At 70.3% G+C, this 18,349-nt stretch carries 17 protein-coding genes, 1 tRNA gene and 3 pseudogenes; 12 read left to right on the top strand and 9 right to left on the bottom strand.

From position 1 onward, the window contains the following. Positions 1 to 2 precede the first annotated feature (2 nt). The 11 genes and pseudogenes from AAIB33_RS10580 to AAIB33_RS10530 all read left to right on the top strand — a co-directional run bounded on the left by AAIB33_RS10580 (position 3) and on the right by AAIB33_RS10530 (position 10,029). Entirely contained in the window at positions 3 to 251 is a 249-nt protein-coding gene (locus AAIB33_RS10580; RefSeq protein WP_345799924.1) for a hypothetical protein, read from the top strand. Between the two features lie 171 nt (positions 252 to 422). Next, positions 423 to 713: a hypothetical protein gene (locus tag AAIB33_RS10575; protein ID WP_345799923.1), complete on the top strand. Its 291-nt coding sequence runs from the start codon at positions 423 to 425 to the stop codon at positions 711 to 713. Beyond that, a complete protein-coding gene (locus AAIB33_RS10570; protein WP_345799922.1) occupies positions 710 to 1,018 on the top strand; it encodes a DUF4314 domain-containing protein in 309 nt (102 codons plus the stop codon). Before AAIB33_RS10575 ends, AAIB33_RS10570 begins: the two co-directional genes overlap by 4 nt. A gap of 166 nt (positions 1,019 to 1,184) precedes the next feature. After that, a pseudogene (locus AAIB33_RS10565) lies at positions 1,185 to 3,014 on the top strand (recombinase family protein); the annotation flags it as partial. Then, a pseudogene (locus tag AAIB33_RS10560) lies at positions 2,965 to 3,069 on the top strand (DUF4244 domain-containing protein); the annotation flags it as partial. The pseudogenes AAIB33_RS10565 and AAIB33_RS10560, both read left to right, overlap by 50 nt. Beyond that, positions 3,066 to 3,404 (top strand): TadE family type IV pilus minor pilin, encoded by a 339-nt coding sequence (locus AAIB33_RS10555; RefSeq protein WP_345803419.1) that lies wholly within the window; start codon positions 3,066 to 3,068, stop codon positions 3,402 to 3,404. The pseudogene AAIB33_RS10560 and the gene AAIB33_RS10555, both read left to right, overlap by 4 nt. Positions 3,405 to 3,468: 64 nt before the next feature. Then, complete coding sequence (locus AAIB33_RS10550) at positions 3,469 to 3,786, top strand: Rv3654c family TadE-like protein (protein WP_345799921.1); 318 nt, start codon at positions 3,469 to 3,471, stop codon at positions 3,784 to 3,786. 104 nt (positions 3,787 to 3,890) lie between these two features. Beyond that, positions 3,891 to 6,611: pseudogene (gene topA / locus AAIB33_RS10545) on the top strand (type I DNA topoisomerase); the annotation flags it as partial. Beyond that, positions 6,611 to 7,306, top strand: a complete 696-nt coding sequence (tmk, locus tag AAIB33_RS10540) for a dTMP kinase (RefSeq protein ID WP_345799920.1) — start codon at positions 6,611 to 6,613, stop codon at positions 7,304 to 7,306. The pseudogene topA and the gene tmk, both read left to right, overlap by 1 nt. A gap of 9 nt (positions 7,307 to 7,315) precedes the next feature. Continuing rightward, positions 7,316 to 8,473, top strand: coding sequence for a DNA polymerase III subunit delta' (locus AAIB33_RS10535; RefSeq protein ID WP_345799919.1), 1,158 nt, complete (start codon positions 7,316 to 7,318; stop codon positions 8,471 to 8,473). Continuing rightward, positions 8,470 to 10,029 (top strand): alpha/beta hydrolase, encoded by a 1,560-nt coding sequence (locus AAIB33_RS10530; protein WP_345799918.1) that lies wholly within the window; start codon positions 8,470 to 8,472, stop codon positions 10,027 to 10,029. Before AAIB33_RS10535 ends, AAIB33_RS10530 begins: the two co-directional genes overlap by 4 nt. Positions 10,030 to 10,093: 64 nt before the next feature. Here AAIB33_RS10530 and AAIB33_RS10525 read toward each other — a convergent pair whose 3' ends face one another. From AAIB33_RS10525 to AAIB33_RS10515, 3 genes are all read right to left on the bottom strand, one after another. Beyond that, on the bottom strand, positions 10,094 to 10,753 hold the full coding sequence (locus AAIB33_RS10525; RefSeq protein WP_345799917.1) for an ABC transporter permease subunit: 660 nt from the start codon (positions 10,751 to 10,753) through the stop codon (positions 10,094 to 10,096). Then, complete coding sequence (locus tag AAIB33_RS10520) at positions 10,746 to 11,783, bottom strand: ATP-binding cassette domain-containing protein (RefSeq protein WP_345799916.1); 1,038 nt, start codon at positions 11,781 to 11,783, stop codon at positions 10,746 to 10,748. The genes AAIB33_RS10525 and AAIB33_RS10520 overlap by 8 nt, the downstream gene beginning before the upstream one ends. 71 nt (positions 11,784 to 11,854) lie before the next feature. Continuing rightward, the gene (locus tag AAIB33_RS10515) at positions 11,855 to 12,751 is read right to left on the bottom strand and encodes a MetQ/NlpA family ABC transporter substrate-binding protein (RefSeq protein WP_345799915.1); all 897 of its coding nucleotides are present in this window, start codon (positions 12,749 to 12,751) and stop codon (positions 11,855 to 11,857) included. 221 nt (positions 12,752 to 12,972) lie between these two features. Here AAIB33_RS10515 and AAIB33_RS10510 point away from each other — a divergent pair. Then, a tRNA-Thr gene (locus AAIB33_RS10510) sits at positions 12,973 to 13,048 on the top strand. Positions 13,049 to 13,051: 3 nt separating this feature from the next. Here the strand turns inward: AAIB33_RS10510 and AAIB33_RS10505 are convergent. From AAIB33_RS10505 to AAIB33_RS10480, 6 genes are all read right to left on the bottom strand, one after another. Beyond that, entirely contained in the window at positions 13,052 to 13,213 is a 162-nt protein-coding gene (locus AAIB33_RS10505) for a hypothetical protein (protein WP_345799914.1), read from the bottom strand. A gap of 246 nt (positions 13,214 to 13,459) precedes the next feature. Next, the gene (locus AAIB33_RS10500; protein WP_345799913.1) at positions 13,460 to 14,056 is read right to left on the bottom strand and encodes an XRE family transcriptional regulator; all 597 of its coding nucleotides are present in this window, start codon (positions 14,054 to 14,056) and stop codon (positions 13,460 to 13,462) included. Beyond that, positions 14,053 to 15,306: an allantoate amidohydrolase gene (locus AAIB33_RS10495; protein WP_345799912.1), complete on the bottom strand. Its 1,254-nt coding sequence runs from the start codon at positions 15,304 to 15,306 to the stop codon at positions 14,053 to 14,055. The genes AAIB33_RS10500 and AAIB33_RS10495 overlap by 4 nt, the downstream gene beginning before the upstream one ends. After that, positions 15,303 to 16,436, bottom strand: coding sequence for an FAD-dependent oxidoreductase (locus tag AAIB33_RS10490; RefSeq protein ID WP_345799911.1), 1,134 nt, complete (start codon positions 16,434 to 16,436; stop codon positions 15,303 to 15,305). Before AAIB33_RS10490 ends, AAIB33_RS10495 begins: the two co-directional genes overlap by 4 nt. A 21-nt stretch (positions 16,437 to 16,457) precedes the next feature. Beyond that, the gene (locus AAIB33_RS10485; protein WP_345799910.1) at positions 16,458 to 17,015 is read right to left on the bottom strand and encodes a HutD family protein; all 558 of its coding nucleotides are present in this window, start codon (positions 17,013 to 17,015) and stop codon (positions 16,458 to 16,460) included. Between the two features lie 4 nt (positions 17,016 to 17,019). After that, positions 17,020 to 18,345 carry an FMN-binding glutamate synthase family protein gene (locus AAIB33_RS10480; RefSeq protein WP_345799909.1) on the bottom strand — a complete coding sequence of 442 codons (1,326 nt, stop codon included), beginning with the start codon at positions 18,343 to 18,345 and terminating at the stop codon, positions 17,020 to 17,022. Positions 18,346 to 18,349: the final 4 nt, after the last annotated feature.

Raw genomic sequence — 18,349 nt, 5'->3', positions numbered from 1 at the left:
CGATGAACGAGATCGAGCAGCAGGCGCGGCGGGGCCTCCGCCGCGCACGCCACGACTACAAGAGAGCCCTGGACGCCTACGAGGACCTCGCGGCACACCCGGGGCCGGACCAGTCCCCGGACGGTAGCCGAGACGCCTGGGAGGCACAGTGCCGCCAGCGGCGCGACGCCGTGGTTGAGGCGTGGCTGGCGTACCTCGACGCCCGCGTGCGCGTTGCGCGGTTCCGCGCGATCCGTGAGGACGCGCAGTAGCCCATGGACCGCCCGGTGCCGTCGCTGCGTCCCGCCCGGACATCTCCGCGCGCCGGCACCGGGCTTCGCTCACACCACGCCGAGGCCGGAATAGACGCGATATATCTCGATATGTTTTCATGGAAATCAAGGGCAGAAAGCCCAGATCAGACACGGATTGGATACCCCGCCATGACCACGAAGAAGGCACCCCCCACCGACAACCCGACCGCGCACGGCTGCGCCTGCGAGTGCGGCCTCCCCATCACCTCGAAGGCGATGTACAAGCCCGGCCACGACGCGCGCCACGTGTCCACGCTGCTGGGCTACCTGCACAACGACATCGCGGACGGCAAGCCCATCACGAAGCGGGAGATCGCCAGCATCGCGAAGGCTCTCCCGTCCGACCCGCTCCGGGCGAAGTTCACGCGTGCCGCCGAGCGCATCGCGGCGACCGCCACGACGAAGGGCGGCGAGAAGTGACTGACGACCAGGCACGTTCCGCCGAGATCGCGGCCGAGATCGGCCAGCGCATCCTCGCCAAGCAGGCGGCGGCTGATCTCAACCCGACCGACGTCGGCGCACACATCGCGCTCGTGTCGACCTCGGACCCCCACACCCACCTCGGGCTGAACGCCACGGGCGTCATCGAGTCCGTGGACGACGCCGGGACCGTCCACGTCGCCTGGGACGACGGCTCGACCCTCGGGTTGATCCCCGGCGAGGACCAGTGGCGTCAGGTTCACCCGCGCTGGTACGACGCCCCGATGTCGGAGGTGACCCCGTGACCATGACCGACACCCAGACGAAGTTCTGCCCTCACTGCGAACAGCACAAGCCCGTCGAAGACTTCGCCCTCCGCGAGAGGGGCGGCACCGCCCGGCAGGCGTATTGCCGTGGCTGCCTCAACACGTACCGCCGCGAGGCGTACGCCCTGCGGAACGGAGGGACACGATGAGCGCACCACGCAAGCCAGCCACCGCCACCCGGGCGGTCTATTACCTGCGCGTCAGCACGGCGGGCCAGGTCGAAGACGGCACCTCGCTTGAGACCCAGAAGGCATGGTGCCTCGCCGAGATCGAACGCCGCGGCTGGGAGAACGTCGGCGAGTTCATCGAGCGCGGCGAATCCGGCGCGGATGCCGCCCGCCCCGAGTGGGTGCGCCTGCTCCGTGCCGCCAGGGACCGGCAGTTCGACGCCGTGTTCGTGTTCGACCTCGACCGGTTCACCCGCGACATCCTGCTCGGGATCGGCGCGACCCGTGACCTGCGAGCCCTTGGGATTGCCCTGCACGACGCGAAGAACCCCGCGACCAACGCCGCCGCGGAGGACGAGGAGTTCCTCACCGGCCTGCGGATGCTGTGGGCCCAGGAGGAGCGCCGGAAGATCCGCGAGCGTACGGTGCGCGGTCAGCGCGCGCGTGGCCACCAGGGGCACTGGCCTGGCGGCACGCCGCCGTACACGTGGCGTCTCGAAGGGCACAAGCCCGCGCGGGTGGTCGCCGACGAAGCCGAGCGTGAGACCTTCGACCTGATGGTCGACCTGCTGGTGCGCAAGCGCTGGAACCCCGGCAAGATCGCCGACCACCTCAACGCGCTGGCGGTGCCGACCCGCAGCACGATCCGCGACCGCAAGCGCGCGGAGCGCCTGGGTGAGCCGGAACCTGCGGCGACGCCGTGGAGCAAGGAGGTCATCCGACAGATACTGGGCAACGACGTGATGTGGTCCGGCAAGGTCACGTGGGGCGCGCCGAACCAGTCAGGCAAGTACGCCCGCTCGCACAAGACGAAGCTGGACTGGGAGGGCAAGCCCGTCTACGGCGAGCCGATCGAGCTGGCCCTGCCTGAGCCTCCGCTGTCGAAGGCGCAGTATCAGGCGGTGCGCCGGGCCCTCGCCCGCCGGGAGCAGTTCAACCCGGCGGCGGCGCGCTCCCAGATGCTAACCATGCGGATCGTCGGCGCGTGCGGCAAGGCGTACTACGGTGTCTCGCTCAAGGACAAGCCGTTCGACACGTACCGGTGCACGGGCAACCGCCACGGCGGCGACAAGTGCGGCTGCAAGCAGGTGCAGGTGCAGGATCTGGACGAGCGCGTCTGGTCGGTGGTGTCGTCGTTCCTGTCGGACTCGAAGCGACTGGAGGCGGCGGCGCGGGCGTGGCTGGAGCTTCCGGACGAGGACGGCGACGGCGGCGCTGAGGTGGTCGCCGGGATCGACAAGCGCATCAAGGAGTTGGAGCGCGGACAGGCGAACGCGGCGCGCGAGCTGCTCCTGTCGGACACGCCGGACCTGCTCCGTGCGGCGCTGGCCGACATCGGCCGGGAGCTCGCCACCCTGCGCGAGCGACGGGCCGCTTATGACGCGTTCCGGGCGCAGGCGACCGCGAAGGCCCAGCAGATCAGTGACCTCGCCGCGCTGGCGGAGCGGGCGCGCGGCAGGCTCGCGACGATGCCGCCAGAGGCGCGACGCGAGGTGTGCGAGATCCTCGACATCCGCGTGACGATGGGCGGCGAGATCGTGTCCGGCAGGGACCGTGTGGCACGCCCGGAGCGCCTCGTCGTGTCCGGCTCCATCGACCCGCGGCTGTCGTTCGGTGAGGACGGCGGCACGGCGGGCGGCGGTTCCGGTGGCGGTTCCGGTCCGGACAACCCGGAGTCGGACGGTCGCACTCCTGGCGGCTCCTCCGGACGGCACCTCGTGGCACGTCCTGCGGCGAGTAACTCCGCAAAGTCGGCCCATGGCGGCCGTCGCATTCGCCGGACTGCTCGTCGTCATCATGCGCTCGGACGAGGTGCGCGGCATCCTGACCGACCTCGTGCGCCGCGCCCTCACGGTGGCATGAGCCGGCTGCGGCTCGGCGACGATCGCGGGTCGGTCGTCGCCGAGTTCGCGGTCGCGCTCCCCGCCGTCGCGCTCGTCCTGCTCCTGGGCGGGGGAGCGCTCGCCGCGGGGGCGCGGCACGTGCGGTTGCAGGATGCCGCAGCCGACGCGGCGCGCCTCATCGCGCGCGACGAACCCGAGTCCGCGGCCGCCGCCGTGGTGGCCCGCGCCGTGGCGGGGGCATCCGCCGCCGTGGATCGTACGGGCGAGCTGGTCTGCGTGACCGCCTCGGCCCCGGCCGGCGTCGTCGCGATCACGCTCACAGCGCGATCGTGCGCGCTCGCGGGAGGACTCTGATGACCGGCTCCGTTCTGAGGGGGACGACTCTGATGCCGGACCACCGCCTGGGGCGAGAACCCTGATGCCGGGCTCTGCCCTCGCTGCCGGCATCGTGGCGTGCGCCGCCGCGCTCGTCGTCGCGTGCGGCGCCGCGACGGGTGCGGCCGTTGCGAGCCAACGTCTCGCCGGGGCCGCGGACGCCGCCGCGCTCGCCGCCGCGGACGCCGCATCCGGAGCCGTCCAGGGGGTTCCGTGCGAGCGCGCGTCCGAGGTCGCTGCGGCCTCGGGAGCCCGCGTCGTCGCCTGCGAGGTCGACGAGCTCATCGCGACGGTGAGCGTGTCGACGGGCTTCGGGCGGCTCGTGGCCGCGGCTACGGCTCGGGCCGGTCCACCGCCCTGACGGGAATACCGGAGCCCTCGCGGACCGTTCCGCCTGGGCATCCTCACAGCGACCACCTGTGGTTGCGGTGTGTATGGTGTGCTTCGAAGAAAGGACGACCTGCGTTGGCACAAGGCAAGAAGCTCGTGATCGTCGAGTCCCCCACGAAGATGAAGTCGATCCAGGGGTACCTCGGCGATGATTACGAGGTGCTCAGCTCGGTCGGGCATATCCGCGATCTTGCGAGCAAGAAGGAGATCCCGGACGACAAGAAGAAGGCGTACGGCAAGTACTCGATCGACGTCGAGAACGACTTCGACCCCTATTACGTCGTCAACGATCGCAAGACCAAGACGGTCGCCGACCTCAAGCGTGCGCTGAAGAGCGCCGACGAAGTCCTGCTCGCCACCGATGAAGACCGCGAAGGCGAAGCCATCGCGTGGCACCTCCTCGAGGTCCTCCAGCCCAAGGTCCCCGTCAAGCGCATGGTCTTCCACGAGATCACGAAGGACGCCATCAAGGCGGCCGCCGAGAACACGCGCGAACTCGACCTCGCCCTCGTCGACGCCCAGGAGACGCGCCGGGTGCTCGACCGCCTCTACGGGTGGGATGTCTCGCCGGTGCTCTGGCGCAAGGTCGGCAGCGGCCGAGAAGGTGCGGCACTGAGTGCGGGCCGCGTGCAGTCCGCCGCGACGCGGCTCGTCGTCGACCGCGAGCGGGAGCGCATGGCGTTCGTCTCGGCCTCGTACTGGGATGTCGAGGCGGTCGCGGCCCTTCGACAGGCGCAGGGATCGGACGCCGCGTCCTTCACGACGCGACTCGCCCGTGTGGACGGTGCGGCGCTTGCGCGCGGCACCGACTTCGATGACACAGGTTCGCTCAAGAAGGCCGTCCTCGTGCTCGACGAGGCCGCCGCGCGCGCCCTCGCCGAGGCGATCGAGGCGGCGGGTGAGGCATCCGTCACCAATCTCGAATCCAAGCCGGGCACCCGCAGCCCGCGCGCGCCCTTCACGACCTCGACCCTCCAGCAGGAGGCGGGCCGCAAGCTCTCGATGAGCGCGAAGCACGCGATGAGCGTGGCGCAGCGTCTCTACGAGAAGGGGTACATCACTTATATGCGCACCGACTCGACCGCGCTCTCGAAGCAGGCGGTCGAAGCGGCGCGAGCGCAGGCGGTGTCGCTGTACGGCGAGAAGGCCGTCCCCCTCAACGCGCGGGTGTACCGCAACAACGCCAAGAACGCCCAGGAGGCCCACGAGGCCATCCGTCCGTCGGGCGAGGACTTCCGCACGCCGTCGTCGATCTCCGCCGAGCTCGACCGCGACGAGCTGCGCATGTACGACCTGATCTGGAAGCGTACGGTCGCGAGCCAGATGAGCGACGCGAAGTACGAGACGACGACCGTGACCCTCGAGGTGACGGCGGACGGCAAGCGCGCCGAGTTCACGGCATCCGGAACGGTGTACACCTTCAAGGGCTTCCTCGAGGCCTATGAGGAAGGACACGACGAGAAGCGCGGCGACGCCGACAAGGCCGACGACCAGTCGCTGCCCGTCATGGCGATCGGCGACGTGCTGCGCCTGAAGGACGTCGAGCCCAAGGGACACTCGACGAGCCCGAAGCCCCGCTACACCGAGGCCAGCCTCGTCAAGGCGCTCGAGGAGAAGGGCATCGGACGCCCTTCGACGTTCGCGAGCATCATCGACGTCATCCTCGACCGCGGCTACGTCAGCAAGCGCGGCCAGGCGCTCGTCCCGAGCTGGTTGGCCTTCAGCGTCGTGCGGCTCCTCGAGCAGCACTTCGCCGACCTCGTGGACTACGACTTCACGGCCGCGCTCGAGGACGACCTCGACGCGATCGCCCGCGGCGAGCAGCAGCGCGGATCGTGGCTGCACGACTTCTACTTCGGCTCCGACGGGCAGGTGGGCCTGCGCAACATCGTCGAGAACCTCGGCGAGATCGACGCTCGCGAGCTCAACGCGACGCGGATCACGGATGCCGCAACCCTCCGCTTCGGCAAGTACGGCGCGTACCTCGAGGTCGTCGACCCCGCGAAGCCCGAGGCCGAGCCGCGCCGCGTGAACATCCCGGAGGACCTCGCGCCCGACGAACTCACGGCCGAGAAGGCGCAGGAGCTCATCGACGCCCCGGTCGCGGGCGACCGCGTCCTGGGGGAGAACCCCGAGAACGGCAAGCTCATTGTCGTGAAGGACGGGCGCTTCGGGCCGTACGTGCAGGAGAACGACCCGGTCGATCCCGAGGCCGTCGACGAATCGACGGGCGAGGTCGCCGAGCCGGCTCCGAAGAAGCGCGCCGCCAAGAAGGAGGCAGCACCCAAGCCCCGCACTGCGTCGCTGTTCAAGTCGATGTCGGTCGACACGATCGACCTCGAGACAGCGCTGAAGCTGCTCTCGCTCCCGCGCGTCGTGGGCACCGACCCCGAATCGGGCAACGTCATCACGGCGCAGAACGGACGCTACGGGCCGTACCTCAAGAAGGGCACCGACTCCCGCACCCTGCAGAGCGAGCAGCAGCTCTTCGACATCACGCTCGACGAGGCGCTCGCCGTCTACGCCCAGCCGAAGTACGGCGCTCGCGGCGCGTCGAGCGCGCTGAAGGAGTTCGACGCCGACCCGGTGAGTGAGAAGCCCATCAAGATCAAGGACGGCCGCTTCGGCGCGTACGTGACCGACGGGGTGACCAACGTCACGATCCCGAGAGGTCAGACGCCCGACGACATCACCTTCGAGATCGCCGTGCAGATGCTCGCCGACAAGCGGGCGAAGGGTCCCGCGCCCAAGCGCACGACGACCCGGCGCACGACGAGCAAGACCGCGGCCAAGAAGTGACGGTTCCGGCGGCCCCGACCGGCCGTCGCGAAGGCGCCGGCGTCTTCGTCACGCTCGAGGGCGGCGACGGGGTCGGGAAGACGACGCAGGCGGCGCTCCTCGAGGAGTGGCTCACGGGACTCGGCCGCACGGTCGTGCGCACGCGGGAGCCGGGCGGCACGGAGGTCGGCGTGCTCGTGCGCGACATCGTGCTGCACCACCGCGGCGATATCGCGCCGCGCGCCGAGGCGCTGCTCTACGCGGCCGATCGCGCCCACCACATCGCGACCGTCGTCCGGCCGGCGCTCGCGCGCGACGAGGTCGTCATCCAGGATCGCTACCTCGACTCCTCGGTCGCCTACCAGGGGGAGGGGCGGCAGCTCGACGCCGCCGAGATCCGCGAACTGTCGCTGTGGGCCGCCGCCGGGCTGCTCCCCGATCTGACGGTGCTGCTCGACCTCGACCCGCGCGCGGCGCGGCGCCGCCTCGACGCCGACGACAAGCCGTTCGACCGGCTCGAAGCGGAGCGGGAGGACTTCCACGTGCGCGTTCGCGAGCACTTCCTCCAGATCGCGCGCGACGAGCCCGACCGGTTCCTCGTGCTCGACGCAGCGCGCCCCGCCGAAGAGCTCGCCGCCGACATCCGTGCGCGGCTCGAGCCGCTGCTGGCGACCCCCAGGGGCGCCGGGAGCGGCGTCGGAACACCGGATTAGGCTGGTCGCATGGATGCCACGGCGGAGGTCGCCGCTCTGCCCTGGAGCGACGTGTGGGGCCAGGAGGACGCGGTCGCGGCGCTGCGCGCGGCGGCATCCGACCCCGCCTCGCTGACTCACGCGTGGCTCATCACGGGTCCGCCCGGATCGGGTCGATCGACGCTCGCGCACGCCTTCGCTGCGGCGCTCATCGCCGAGCCGGGCGACGAGCCGGCGATGCGCCAGGTGCTCGCCGGCACGCATCCCGACCTCACCGCGCTGCGTACGGAGGGCGTCATCATCTCGATCAAAGACGCCCGGTCGCTGGTCGAGCGGTCGTACTTCGCGCCTTCGCTGGGCCGGTACCGCGTCATCGTGATGGAGGATGCCGACCGCATGGCCGAGCGCACCTCGAATGTGCTGCTCAAGGCGCTCGAAGAGCCGCCCGAGCGCACCGTCTGGGTGCTGTGCGCGCCGAGCGAGGCGGACCTCCTGCCCACGATCCGCTCGCGCGTGCGCACGCTCCGCCTGCGCGACCCCGAGATCGCCGACGTCGCGCGCCTCATCGTGCAGCGCACGGGTGTCGACGAGGGGATCGCTGAGCAGTCCGCGCGTCACGCGCAGCGGCACATCGGCATGGCCCAGCGGCTGGCGACGGATGCCGCGGCCCGCGCGCGACGCGACGAGACGCTTCGGGCCGTGCTCCGCGTCCGCGGCGTGGGCGATGCGGTCGAGGTGGCGGGCACCATCGTGCAGGTCGCGACCGACGACGCCAAGGCGCTGACGGCGGAGCGCGACGAAGCGGAGCGATCCACGCTGCTGCGCACCCTCGGCATCGCCGAGGGCGCAGCCGTCCCGCCGGCCGTCCGCGCGCAGCTCTCGGCCCTGGAGGACGACCAGAAGCGACGCGCGACTCGCAGCCTGCGGGACGGCATCGACCGCGTGCTCACCGACCTGCAGTCGATGTTCCGCGACATCGTCGTGCTGCAGTTCGGCCGCGGCGACGACCTCATCAACGTCGAGCTCGATTCCGACCTGCGGGCCGTCGCTCAGGCCTGGACTCCCGAGCGGACCCTGACCGTACTCGACCGCATCGCCGAGACCCGCCGCAACCTGGAGCAGAACGTCGCGCCGACGCTCGCGCTCGAGAGCATGCTCGTGACCGTCGCGAGCGGAAGGACACCGTGAACCCGAACCCCTCGCGGCGCCGCCGACGCGTCGCAGCCGTCGCCGCTGCGCTCGTCACGGCATCCCTCCTCCTCTCTGGGTGCCTTTATCAGCTCATCCCCGACACGAGCGCGCCGGTGTCCACCGCGAGCGCGGCGCCCGACGTCGACGGCGTGGCAGCCGAGCTGCTGCCGTACTACTCGCAGTCGCTCGACTGGAAGGCGTGCGAGACGGGGTTCGACTGCACGACCGTCACGGCGCCGCTCGACTGGAACGACCCGTCCAAGGGTGAGATCCACCTCTCCCTCATCCGCCACCGGGCAACCGGGGGCGAGGCGATCGGCTCGCTGCTGACGAACCCCGGCGGCCCGGGGGCGAGCGGCATCGGGCTGATCCGCGACTCGCTCGACTACGCCGTCGGTCAGCCACTGCAGCAGTCCTACGACGTGATCGGCTTCGACCCGCGCGGCGTCGGCGAGTCGACAGCGGTCAGCTGCTACGACGCGTCGCAGATGGACGCCTACCTCTTCGACGTGCCGAAGACCCCGCGCGGGTCGGATGCCTGGAGCAAGGAGCTCCTCGAGCGGCACAGCGGATTCGCGAAGGCGTGCGACGCGAACAGCGACGGCATCCTGCCTTACATCACCACCGAGAACGCGGCGCGCGACATGGACCTCATGCGGGCCGTGCTGGGCGACAAGAAGCTCAACTACCTGGGCTACTCCTACGGCACGTTCCTCGGCTCGACCTACGCGAAGCTCTATCCCGAGCGGGTCGGCCGGCTCGTGCTCGACGGCGCGATCGATCCCTCCGTCTCGGGCCTCCAGGTCAACCTCACGCAGGGCATCGGGTTCGAGAACGCCCTCCGCGCCTACATGGCCTCCTGCCTCAAGGGCGACAACTGCCCCTTCAGCGGCACGGTCGACGAGGGGATGGAGGACCTCGGCACGCTGCTCGCCAGCGTCGACCGCTCGCCGCTGCCCGGATCGGATGGGCGCAAGCTCGGGTCGGATACGCTCATGACCGCGATCGTCGCGGCGCTGTACTCGGAGGACAGCTGGCCATACCTCACGACGGCGCTCTCCGACGCCCTGCAGGGCAACCCCGACGTCGCCTTCCAGCTCGCCGACTTCTACTACGGCCGTGAGGCCGGCACCTACACCGACAACTCGACCGAGGCGTTCCGCGCCTACAACTGCATGGACTATCCGGTCGACACGTCTGCCGCCGACCTCGCCGCGGCGCAGGCCGAGCTCGACCAGAAGGCTCCCACCGTGGCGCCGTACTGGTTCGGCCCGGACCCGTGCGAGGTCTGGCCGTACCCGCCGACCGGTGTCCGCGAGGCGATCACGGCCGACGGCGCCGCGCCGATCGTCGTGATCGGCACGACCAACGATCCGGCGACGCCGTACGAGTGGGCCGTCTCTCTTGCCGACCAGCTGTCGTCGGGAGTGCTCATCACCCGCGTCGGCGAAGGCCACACGGGCTACAACAAGGGCAACTCGTGTGTGGACTCAGCTGTAGAGGCGTATCTGCTCAAGGGAACCGTGCCGCAGGACGGGCTGCGCTGCGGATGAGGGATGCCGGGCGCCCGGCATCCCGCAACTGACAACGGCCGGTCGCCGCCCGCCGCAGCTCGGCTCAGCGACGCAGGATCCGGCGTGCGAGCGCGTTGCCGATGAACTGCACCGCCTGCACGATGACCACGATGACGAGCACAGCCGCCCACGTCACGACCGGGTTGAACTGCTTGAATCCGTAGACGATCGCGAACTCGCCGAGACCGCCCGCCGCGACTGCCCCGGCGATTGCCGTCATGTCGACGAGAGCGACGACGATGAACGTGTAGCCGAGGACGAGTGGGCCGAGGGCTTCACGCGGGATGAGGCGGAAGAGGATCCGCGAGCGGCTCGCCCCCGCGGCGCGCGCCGCCTCGATGACGCCGGGCCGCACCGTGAGGAGGTTCTGCTCGACGATGCGGCTGATCGCGAACATCGACGCGATCGAGATCGCGAAGACCGCGAACTCCGGCCCGATTCCGGGGATGCCGAGGCTCCGTGCGAAGGGCTGGACTGCGGCCAGGAAGATCACGAACGGGATCGGCCGGAAGAAGTTGACGACGACGTTGAGTGCGCCGAACACGGGCCGGTTGGGGAACAGGCTCCCCGACCGGGTCGCGTAGAGGGCGAGGCCGAGGAGGAGGCCCAGAAGCCCGCCGAAGATGAGCGCGAGCGTCACGATGTAGAGCGTCTCGGCGGTGGACGCCCAGAGCTCGGGGAGCAGGTCGACGAGCCTATCCACGGGCATCCTCCTCGATGAGCGGGGCGAAGGCGGATGCCGCATCGATCGCACTCTGCACCGCGTCGGCCTCGCCCCCCAGTGCGAGGGTCAGGTGCCCGAACACCCGCCCCCGGATGTCGTTGATGCCCCCGTGGATGAGCTCGAAGCGCACGCCGTGCTCAGCGAGCGTCGAGAAGACCTCGGACTGCGTCACGTCGCCGTCGCGGATCGTGAAGGTCACGATGCGACCGGGATGCCGCTCCCGCAGCGTCTGCAGCTGCGCGCCGACGGGGACGTCCTCGATGATGCTCGCGACGAAGCGCCGGGTGGCCGGATGCTGCGGCGCGGACAGCACGTCGAACACGTCCCCGGACTCGATGATGTGGCCGCCCTCCATCACGACGACGCGGTCGGCGAGCGTGCGGATGACGTCCATCTCGTGCGTGATGACGAGGATCGTGATGCCGAGCTCGGAGTTGACCCGCTTCAGGAGCGCCAGCACCTCCTGGGTGGTGTCGGGGTCGAGGGCGCTCGTCGCCTCGTCCGCCAGCAGGATGCGGGGACTCGTGGCCAGCGCGCGGGCGATGCCCACCCGCTGCTTCTGGCCTCCCGACAGCTGCTCCGGGTGGTTCTTCGCCTTGTCGGCGAGGCCGACGAAGCGCAGCAGCTCGTCCACGCGCGCCGCGATCTCGGCGCGCGAGCGTCCCGCGACCTCGAGCGGATATGCGACATTGCCCGCGACGGTGCGCGAGTCGAACAGGTTGAACTGCTGGAAGATCATTCCGATGTCGCCACGCAGTGCCCGCAGCTCGCGCTCGCGGAGCCGGGTGATGTCGCGGCCGTCGATCTCCACGGTGCCGGAGGTCGGGGTCTCGAGCGCGTTGACGAGCCGCAGGACCGTGCTCTTGCCCGCGCCGGAATAGCCGATGATGCCGCAGATCTCGCCTTCGGCGATGTCGAGCGACACATCGTCGACGGCCACGACCGCTGCGGCATCCTTCGAGGGGGCGGGGAACTCCTTTGTGACCCCGCGCAAACGGATGAGCGCCATGGCGCCTCCTCTGGTCTGAACGTGCGTGTGCGGCCCGCTCCGGAGAACGGGCCGCACGCGGGGTGTCCTGCTTACGAATTGGCCTTGATGTCGTCCTGGACGTCCTCGAGCGAGGCCTGGAGGTCCTTGACCGGCGTCTTCACGAACACGGCCGTGCCGCCCGATGCGTCCTGCACGCCGTCGAGCACGCTCTGCGTGTTCTGGTAGAGCTCCACGAGCTTCTTGTAGGTCGGGTTGTCGGCGTCGTCGGCGCGCGCCGCGAAGATGTTGACGTAGGGGAGCGCGTTGGGGTCGCTCGGGTCGTCCTGCGCGATGGCGTCCTCCGGCGTGAGGCCGGCGTCCTCCACGAAGTCGTTGTTGATGATCGCGGCGGCGACATCGGGCAGCGACGTCGCGGTGAAGGCGGCGTCGAGCGCCTCGACCTCGACCTTCGACGAAGGGAGCACGTCGGTGACGGTGGAGAAGATCGAACCGCCGTCCTCGAGCTCGATCAGACCGGCCGACTGCAGCACGAGCAGGCCGCGCGCCTGGTTCGACTCGTCGTTCGGCACCGCGACGGTGGAGCCCTCGGGGATGTCGGCGACGTCGTCGTACTTGGCCGAGTACAGGCCGAGCGGGTAGATCGCCGTCGCGCCCACGGGCACGAGGTCGTCGCCGCTGTTCTCGTTGTAGGTGGCGAGGTAGATGATGTGCTGGAACTGGTTGAGGTCCAGCTCACCGGCGGAGAGGGCCGGGTTGGGCTGCGTGTACTCGCTGAAGTCGACGAGCTCGACGTCGATCCCCTCGGCGGCCGCCGCCTCCTTGTAGGTCTCCCAGTACGGGTCGCCTGCGCCCACGACGCCGATCTTCACGGTCTCTTTCGCGTCGGCGCTGCCGCCGGCGTCCGCCGATCCTGCGGCGCACCCGCCGAGCAGAAGGGCGAGGGGGAGGGCGATGGATGCGGCGACGAGTGACTTCTTGATGGGCATGGCGATACTCCTGATGTTCGACGGTCACCGCGGAGCTGCTGTGTCTGAGGCCGAACGCGATCAGCGGGACCGCGTTCGCCACGTCGCGGTGCCTCCTCGACGCTAACGGCGTCGCCGAAAGCTCGTCGAATCGCGTCGTAACACGTCGACACCCGGCCTGGTTCGCGAGCACTCTCCGGACCCTGTAAGATCGTTCATCGTGCCCCGCGCAAGCGAGGTGCGCCACCTTAGCTCAGTCGGCAGAGCGATTCACTCGTAATGAATAGGTCAAGGGTTCGATTCCCTTAGGTGGCTCCACATTCACCGCTGGAGCGAATCATCGTGTACGCGGCTCTGGACGAGGTTATCGAAGCGGGACGAGACCGCGGCCTCGATAGTGCGCAGCTCCGACGAATCGTCGCGCAGGTTCAGCCAACGCTCGACGGCATGTGCCAGCAGTTCGTCTTGGAACAGAATGGCCAACGTGCCCGCCGTTCACAGGCACGGTCGCTCTAGCGTTCGATAGCCCTCCGCAATTGTGCAGCGGGTAGCGTGGTTTCCTCTCGCCGCTCGGGCTGAGCAGCACGGCATCGACGGAACCGGGGAGCATGTCGACTCAGCGCATACCATCGGGGCGAGTATGCCGACGGCACGGGACCAAACCTGCGCGCAAGTATCCCTGAGCGGGCACGGTGCAGCCTGGTCTGGTCCCCGATCCACGCTGCTTGGCTAGCGAGAGCGGATGGCGAGGAACCGGATGGGCACCTCGATGAGCTCGAGCGGGCCGTGAGCGGCCTCGCCGTCGAGCAGCAGGGCGTCGCCGGGTGCCATCTCGTACTCGTAGCCGCCGTGCCCGTACTTCATGCGGCCCTCGAGCATGTAGAGGAACTCCGTGCCGGGGTGCTGGAACAGCGGGAAGACGTTCGATGCGTCGGTGAGGGTCACGAGCGTGGGCTCGAGCGCGTTCGGGGTGTCTTTCAGCACGCCGAGCATCTGGTACAGATGACCGTGCTGCGTACCGCTGCGCACGCTGACGCTTCCGGCGCCCGACTTCGTGAATGAGGCCTCGCGGTCGCTCGCGGAGCCGCGGAAGAGGGCGGTGACCGGAATTGCGAAGCCGTCCGCGAGCCGCTGCAGTGTCGTGAGCGAGCACGAGGTGGTGGCCGACTCGATCTTCGAGATCATGGCCTTGGACAGGCCGGTCCGCGCGGCGAGGTCGGCGGCCGAGATGCCCTGCTCCGCGCGATAGCGGCGCACCTGCTGGGCGATGATCGGCTCGAGCACTCCTCCGGCGTTGTCGCCTGGCACTGGGATCGCCGCACTCACCTCGCCATCATAGGTCGATGCCCGAAGGCCGCTTCGGCGCCGGCCGATGCGAGCCCCTGCAGGACATCGGCGAGAGCGGCGGCGCCGTGCTCGGCATCCGTATCCTCCACGAGCTCTTCGGGGGAGTGTGAGATGCCTGTCGGGTTGCGCACGAAGAGCATGGCCGTCGGCACGGCCGATGCGAGCACGCCGGCGTCGTGACCGGCGCCCGTGCCGAGCTCCGGGACGTCGCCGAGCGACGCCTGCAGGGCGTCGCGCAGCCCGAGGTCGAAGTCGACCGTCGGGCTGAGCGACTCCTCGCGCACGTCTGCGCGGCAGCCCTCTTCGCGCGCGGCGGCGAGCACGAGGTCCCGCGCCTCCGACACCAGGGCGGCGGTGATGAGATCGTCGGGATGACGGATGTCGATCCAGAACCGCACCTGCGACGCAATGACGTTCGTTCCGCCCGGCACAGGTTCTATGCGGCCGACCGTCGCGCGGGCGTCGGGCGTGCGACGGGCGAGGTCGCGGATCTCGACGATCATGCGTGCGGCCGCCACCATCGGGTCGCGCCGGTCGTCCATGAGGGTCGTGCCGGCGTGATTGCCCTGACCGTCGATCGTCACCCGCCACCGCCCGTGGCCGAGGATCGACGAGGCGATCGCGACGGGCCGGTCGAGGTCGACGAGTCCGCGACCCTGCTCGACGTGCAGCTCGACGAAGGCGGCGACAGCGTCGAGGCGCCGGGGATCGGGTCCGATCCGGTCGGGCTCGAGGCCGTCGCGGCGGGCGATGTCGGCGAACGTGTCGCCCTCCCGGTCGGTGAGAGCGAGCGCGCGCGATGGGTCGATGGCGCCGCTCATGAGACGGGAGCCCAGGCAGGCGACGCCGAACCGCGAACCCTCCTCCTCGGGGAACACCGCGATGCCGATCGGTCGCGGCGGTGCGAACGACCGGGCTCGCAGGAGGTCGACGGCCACGAGGGCGGATGCCACGCCCAGAGGACCGTCGTAGCCCCCGCCGCCCGGAACCGAGTCGAGGTGGCTGCCCGTGATGATCGCCGGCTCGGTGCTTCCCGTTGGGTTCCACCACGCCCAGAGCGTCCCGTTGGCGTCGCGCTCGACGTCGAGGCCGCGCACTGCGGCGTGGGCGGTGAACCACTCGCGGAGCTCGCGGTCCGCGTGGGAGTACCCGGCCCGGCTGAACCCTCCGCGCGCGGCATCCGCGCCCACTCCCGCGATCTCGCCGAGCATCCCTGCCAAGGCGCTCATGCGCCCACCGACGCTGCGAGCGGCCGGAAGCGGGCGACGCCGGCATCCTCGTCCGTCACGAGCCGCGCCGCGAGCTCGCCGAGGAGCGGGGCGAACTTCGCGCCGTGACCGGAGCAGGGGGAGAGGATGGTGAGGCCGCCGACGCGGTCGATGATGAAGTCGTCCGCCGGCGCATTCGTGAAGAGGCACGTCGTCTCGGCGTACGGCTCGGGCACGAGGCCGGGGAGTGCGCGCTCGACGTACGCCACGAGCCGGTCGCGCCGGGCGGGGTCGACGACGCCGTCGTGCTCGAGTGCCGATCCGATGACGCGGCCGCCGTTGTACTCGGCCACCTTCTGGCCGCGATGGTCGGCGTCGCGGCCGCCGGGAAGACCGTAGACCTGGATGTCGGCCCGCTTGTTGATGAACGTCGGCCAGGCCGTCGCGGGGTCGCGGTAGGGGAAGTGCAGCGCCTGCTCCTGGCGCACCTCGAGCCGCGGGAAAGCCGCGAGCGTCTGGTCCGCGAGCCCGAGGCCGCCGAGCAGCGCCGGGAGCCATCCGCCGGCGGCGACGACGACGTGCGATGCCACGACCGCGTCTCCCTCCTCCGACTCGATCAGGTAGTCGTCTCCCTGCGCGAGCACGCGCGCCGCTGTCCAGTTCTCGTGAACCACCGCGCCGGCGGCGACCGCCTGGGCGACCATCGCACGCACCGACGACTCCGCGTCGATGACGCCGGCGTTCTCATGCCAGAGCACGGGACCGTCGAAGGTGAAGCCCGGCCAGCGGGACGAGGCATCCGTCGCACTCAGCAGCTCGTGCGCGATGTCGTGGTCCGCGAGCACGGCGGCCAGCGCCGAGGGATCGCGCGTCGCCCCGTAGTCGAGTGATCCGGTCGGAGTGATGAGGCGCTCGCCGTGGAGGTCCTCGAGCTCCTCCCAGCCGCGTCGCGCGTCGAGCATGAGCGCCGTGTAGAACGGGTCGGGGTAGGTGTAGCGCAGGATGCGCGCCGAGCCGTGCGAGCTGCCGAGGTGGCTGGCGGGGGTGTCGCGCTCGAGGAGCACGACGTCGTGGCCGCGGCGCGCAAGGCTCCAGGCCGTCGCGGCTCCCGCGAGGCCGGCGCCGATGATCGCGATCGGGTGAGGGGACATGAGGGCCTTTCGAGGGTTCGGCTAGTCGCCGGAGGCAAGGATGTGGAAGCGTGCGATGACTGCCGACTCGCACTCGATGCGGCGGGGTCTCGTGCTCTGCAGCAGCGCGCTGCCGGGTGGGAGCGGAAGCTCGTCGAGCGTCGCCCGCCCGGCGAGCAGCACCGTGACGGTCGCGGCCGGATCGACCGCGACCGTCCCGCGGTGCACGCTGATGCGGTAGGTCGGCACCGCGAGAGCCCGCTTGACCATGACGTTGACGACCGATGTGCCGCCGCGGTCGGCTGTCGCGATGGCGCGGGATTCGCCGCGGAAACGGATGCCGCGCTCCCGCGTCACACGCTGCTCGGTGCCATCGAGGGTGAGGGCGAGGCTCGGCGCACTCAGCGGGATGAGCACGCGGTCGATGCCGTCGAAGCGGGAGAACGGCATGCGCCCGCGCAGCTCCGCGACGCTCAGTCGCCAGGCGAGTCGTTTCGCGAGTACCCGCGTGACGCCGAGGCCGTTCGCCCACGACTCGGGTGCGGCGTCGGCGGGTGTGACGACGTCGAGGTCCGCGAGTGCGCCCAGGTCCAGCGACATGGCGTCAGCTGCGTCCGGGGATCCACGAGGTGCCGGCCAGCGGCACGCCCGCCATCGCCGCCGATTCGACGGTCAGGGCCACGAGGTCCTCGGGCTCCAGGTTGCGGACGTGCGACTTTCCGCAGGCCCGGGCGATCGTCTGCGCCTCCAGCGTCAGCACCCTCAGGTAGTTCGCCAGCCGACGACCGGCCGCGACGGGGTCGAGACGAGCAGAGAGCTCCGGGTCCTGCGTCGAGATTCCGGCCGGGTCACGGCCGTCCTGGAAGTCGTCGTAGAAGCCCGCGGCGGAACCGATCTTGCGGTACTCGTCCTCGTATCGCGGGTCGTTGTCGCCGAGGGCGATGAGGGCCGCGGTGCCGATGGCGACGGCATCCGCGCCCAGGGCCAGCGCCTTGGCGACGTCGGCCCCGGTGCGGATGCCGCCCGACACGATGAGCTGCACGCCCGTGCGGTGAACCCCGAGCTCCTGCAGCGCCTGCACGGCCGGGCCGATGGCGGCGAGTGTCGGGATGCCGACGTGTTCGATGAACACCTGCTGCGTCGCGGCGGTGCCGCCCTGCATGCCGTCGAGCACGACGACGTCGGCGCCGGCCTTCACCGCGAGGGCGGTGTCGTAGTAGGGGCGGGATGCGCCGATCTTGACGTAGATCGGCTTGCGCCAGTCGGTGATCTCACGGATCTCGGCGATCTTGATCGTGAGGTCGTCGGGCCCGGTCCAGTCGGGGTGTCGGCTCGCCGAGCGCTGGTCGATGCCGACGGGGAGGGTGCGCATGCCTGCGACGCGCTCGGTGATCTTCTGACCCAGGAGCATGCCGCCGCCGCCCGGCTTCGCTCCCTGCCCGAGTACGATCTCGATCGCGTCGGCTTTGCGCAGGTCGTCGGGGTTCATGCCGTACCGCGACGGGAGGTACTGGTAGACGAGTGTCTTGGACTGGCCGCGCTCCTCGGGTGTCATGCCGCCGTCGCCGGTGGTCGTCGAGGTCCCGGCTTCGCTCGCGCCCCGGCCGAGGGCCTCCTTCGCGTTCGCGGAGAGGGCGCCGAAGCTCATGCCCGCGATCGTCACGGGGATGTCGAGGTGGATCGGCTCGAGCGCGTTGCGTGCGCCGAGCATCACGTCGGTCGCGCACTTCTCGCGGTAGCCCTCGAGCGGGTACCGCGACATGCTCGCGCCGAGGAAGAGCAGATCGTCGAAGTGGGGGAGGGGGCGCTTGGCGCCCCAGCCGCGGATGTCGTAGATGCCGGTCGCGGCGGCGCGCTGGATGTCGTTGATGGTCGCGCGGTCGAACGTCGCCGATTCGCGCAGGCCCTGGGCAGCGAGGTCGGTGGTCATTTCA

Source organism: Microbacterium sp. AZCO (assembly GCF_039614715.1).
Lineage (GTDB): Bacteria > Actinomycetota > Actinomycetes > Actinomycetales > Microbacteriaceae > Microbacterium.
The sequence above is the reverse complement of the archived record's forward strand: the minus strand, read 5'-3'. Positions and strand labels throughout refer to the sequence as shown.

Excerpts from the sequence above, each read along its gene's own strand:
- AAIB33_RS10580 (WP_345799924.1), top strand. The coding sequence starts at position 3 with ATGAACGAGATCGAGCAGCAGGCGCGGCGGGGCCTCCGCCGCGCACGC.
- AAIB33_RS10575 (WP_345799923.1), top strand. The coding sequence starts at position 423 with ATGACCACGAAGAAGGCACCCCCCACCGACAACCCGACCGCGCACGGC.
- AAIB33_RS10555 (WP_345803419.1), top strand. The coding sequence starts at position 3,066 with ATGAGCCGGCTGCGGCTCGGCGACGATCGCGGGTCGGTCGTCGCCGAG.
- AAIB33_RS10550 (WP_345799921.1), top strand. The coding sequence starts at position 3,469 with ATGCCGGGCTCTGCCCTCGCTGCCGGCATCGTGGCGTGCGCCGCCGCG.
- AAIB33_RS10535 (WP_345799919.1), top strand. The coding sequence starts at position 7,316 with ATGGATGCCACGGCGGAGGTCGCCGCTCTGCCCTGGAGCGACGTGTGG.
- AAIB33_RS10520 (WP_345799916.1), bottom strand. The coding sequence starts at position 11,783 with ATGGCGCTCATCCGTTTGCGCGGGGTCACAAAGGAGTTCCCCGCCCCC.
- AAIB33_RS10515 (WP_345799915.1), bottom strand. The coding sequence starts at position 12,751 with ATGCCCATCAAGAAGTCACTCGTCGCCGCATCCATCGCCCTCCCCCTC.
- AAIB33_RS10495 (WP_345799912.1), bottom strand. The coding sequence starts at position 15,306 with ATGAGCGCCTTGGCAGGGATGCTCGGCGAGATCGCGGGAGTGGGCGCG.
- AAIB33_RS10490 (WP_345799911.1), bottom strand. The coding sequence starts at position 16,436 with ATGTCCCCTCACCCGATCGCGATCATCGGCGCCGGCCTCGCGGGAGCC.
- AAIB33_RS10485 (WP_345799910.1), bottom strand. The coding sequence starts at position 17,015 with ATGTCGCTGGACCTGGGCGCACTCGCGGACCTCGACGTCGTCACACCC.
- AAIB33_RS10480 (WP_345799909.1), bottom strand. The coding sequence starts at position 18,345 with ATGACCACCGACCTCGCTGCCCAGGGCCTGCGCGAATCGGCGACGTTC.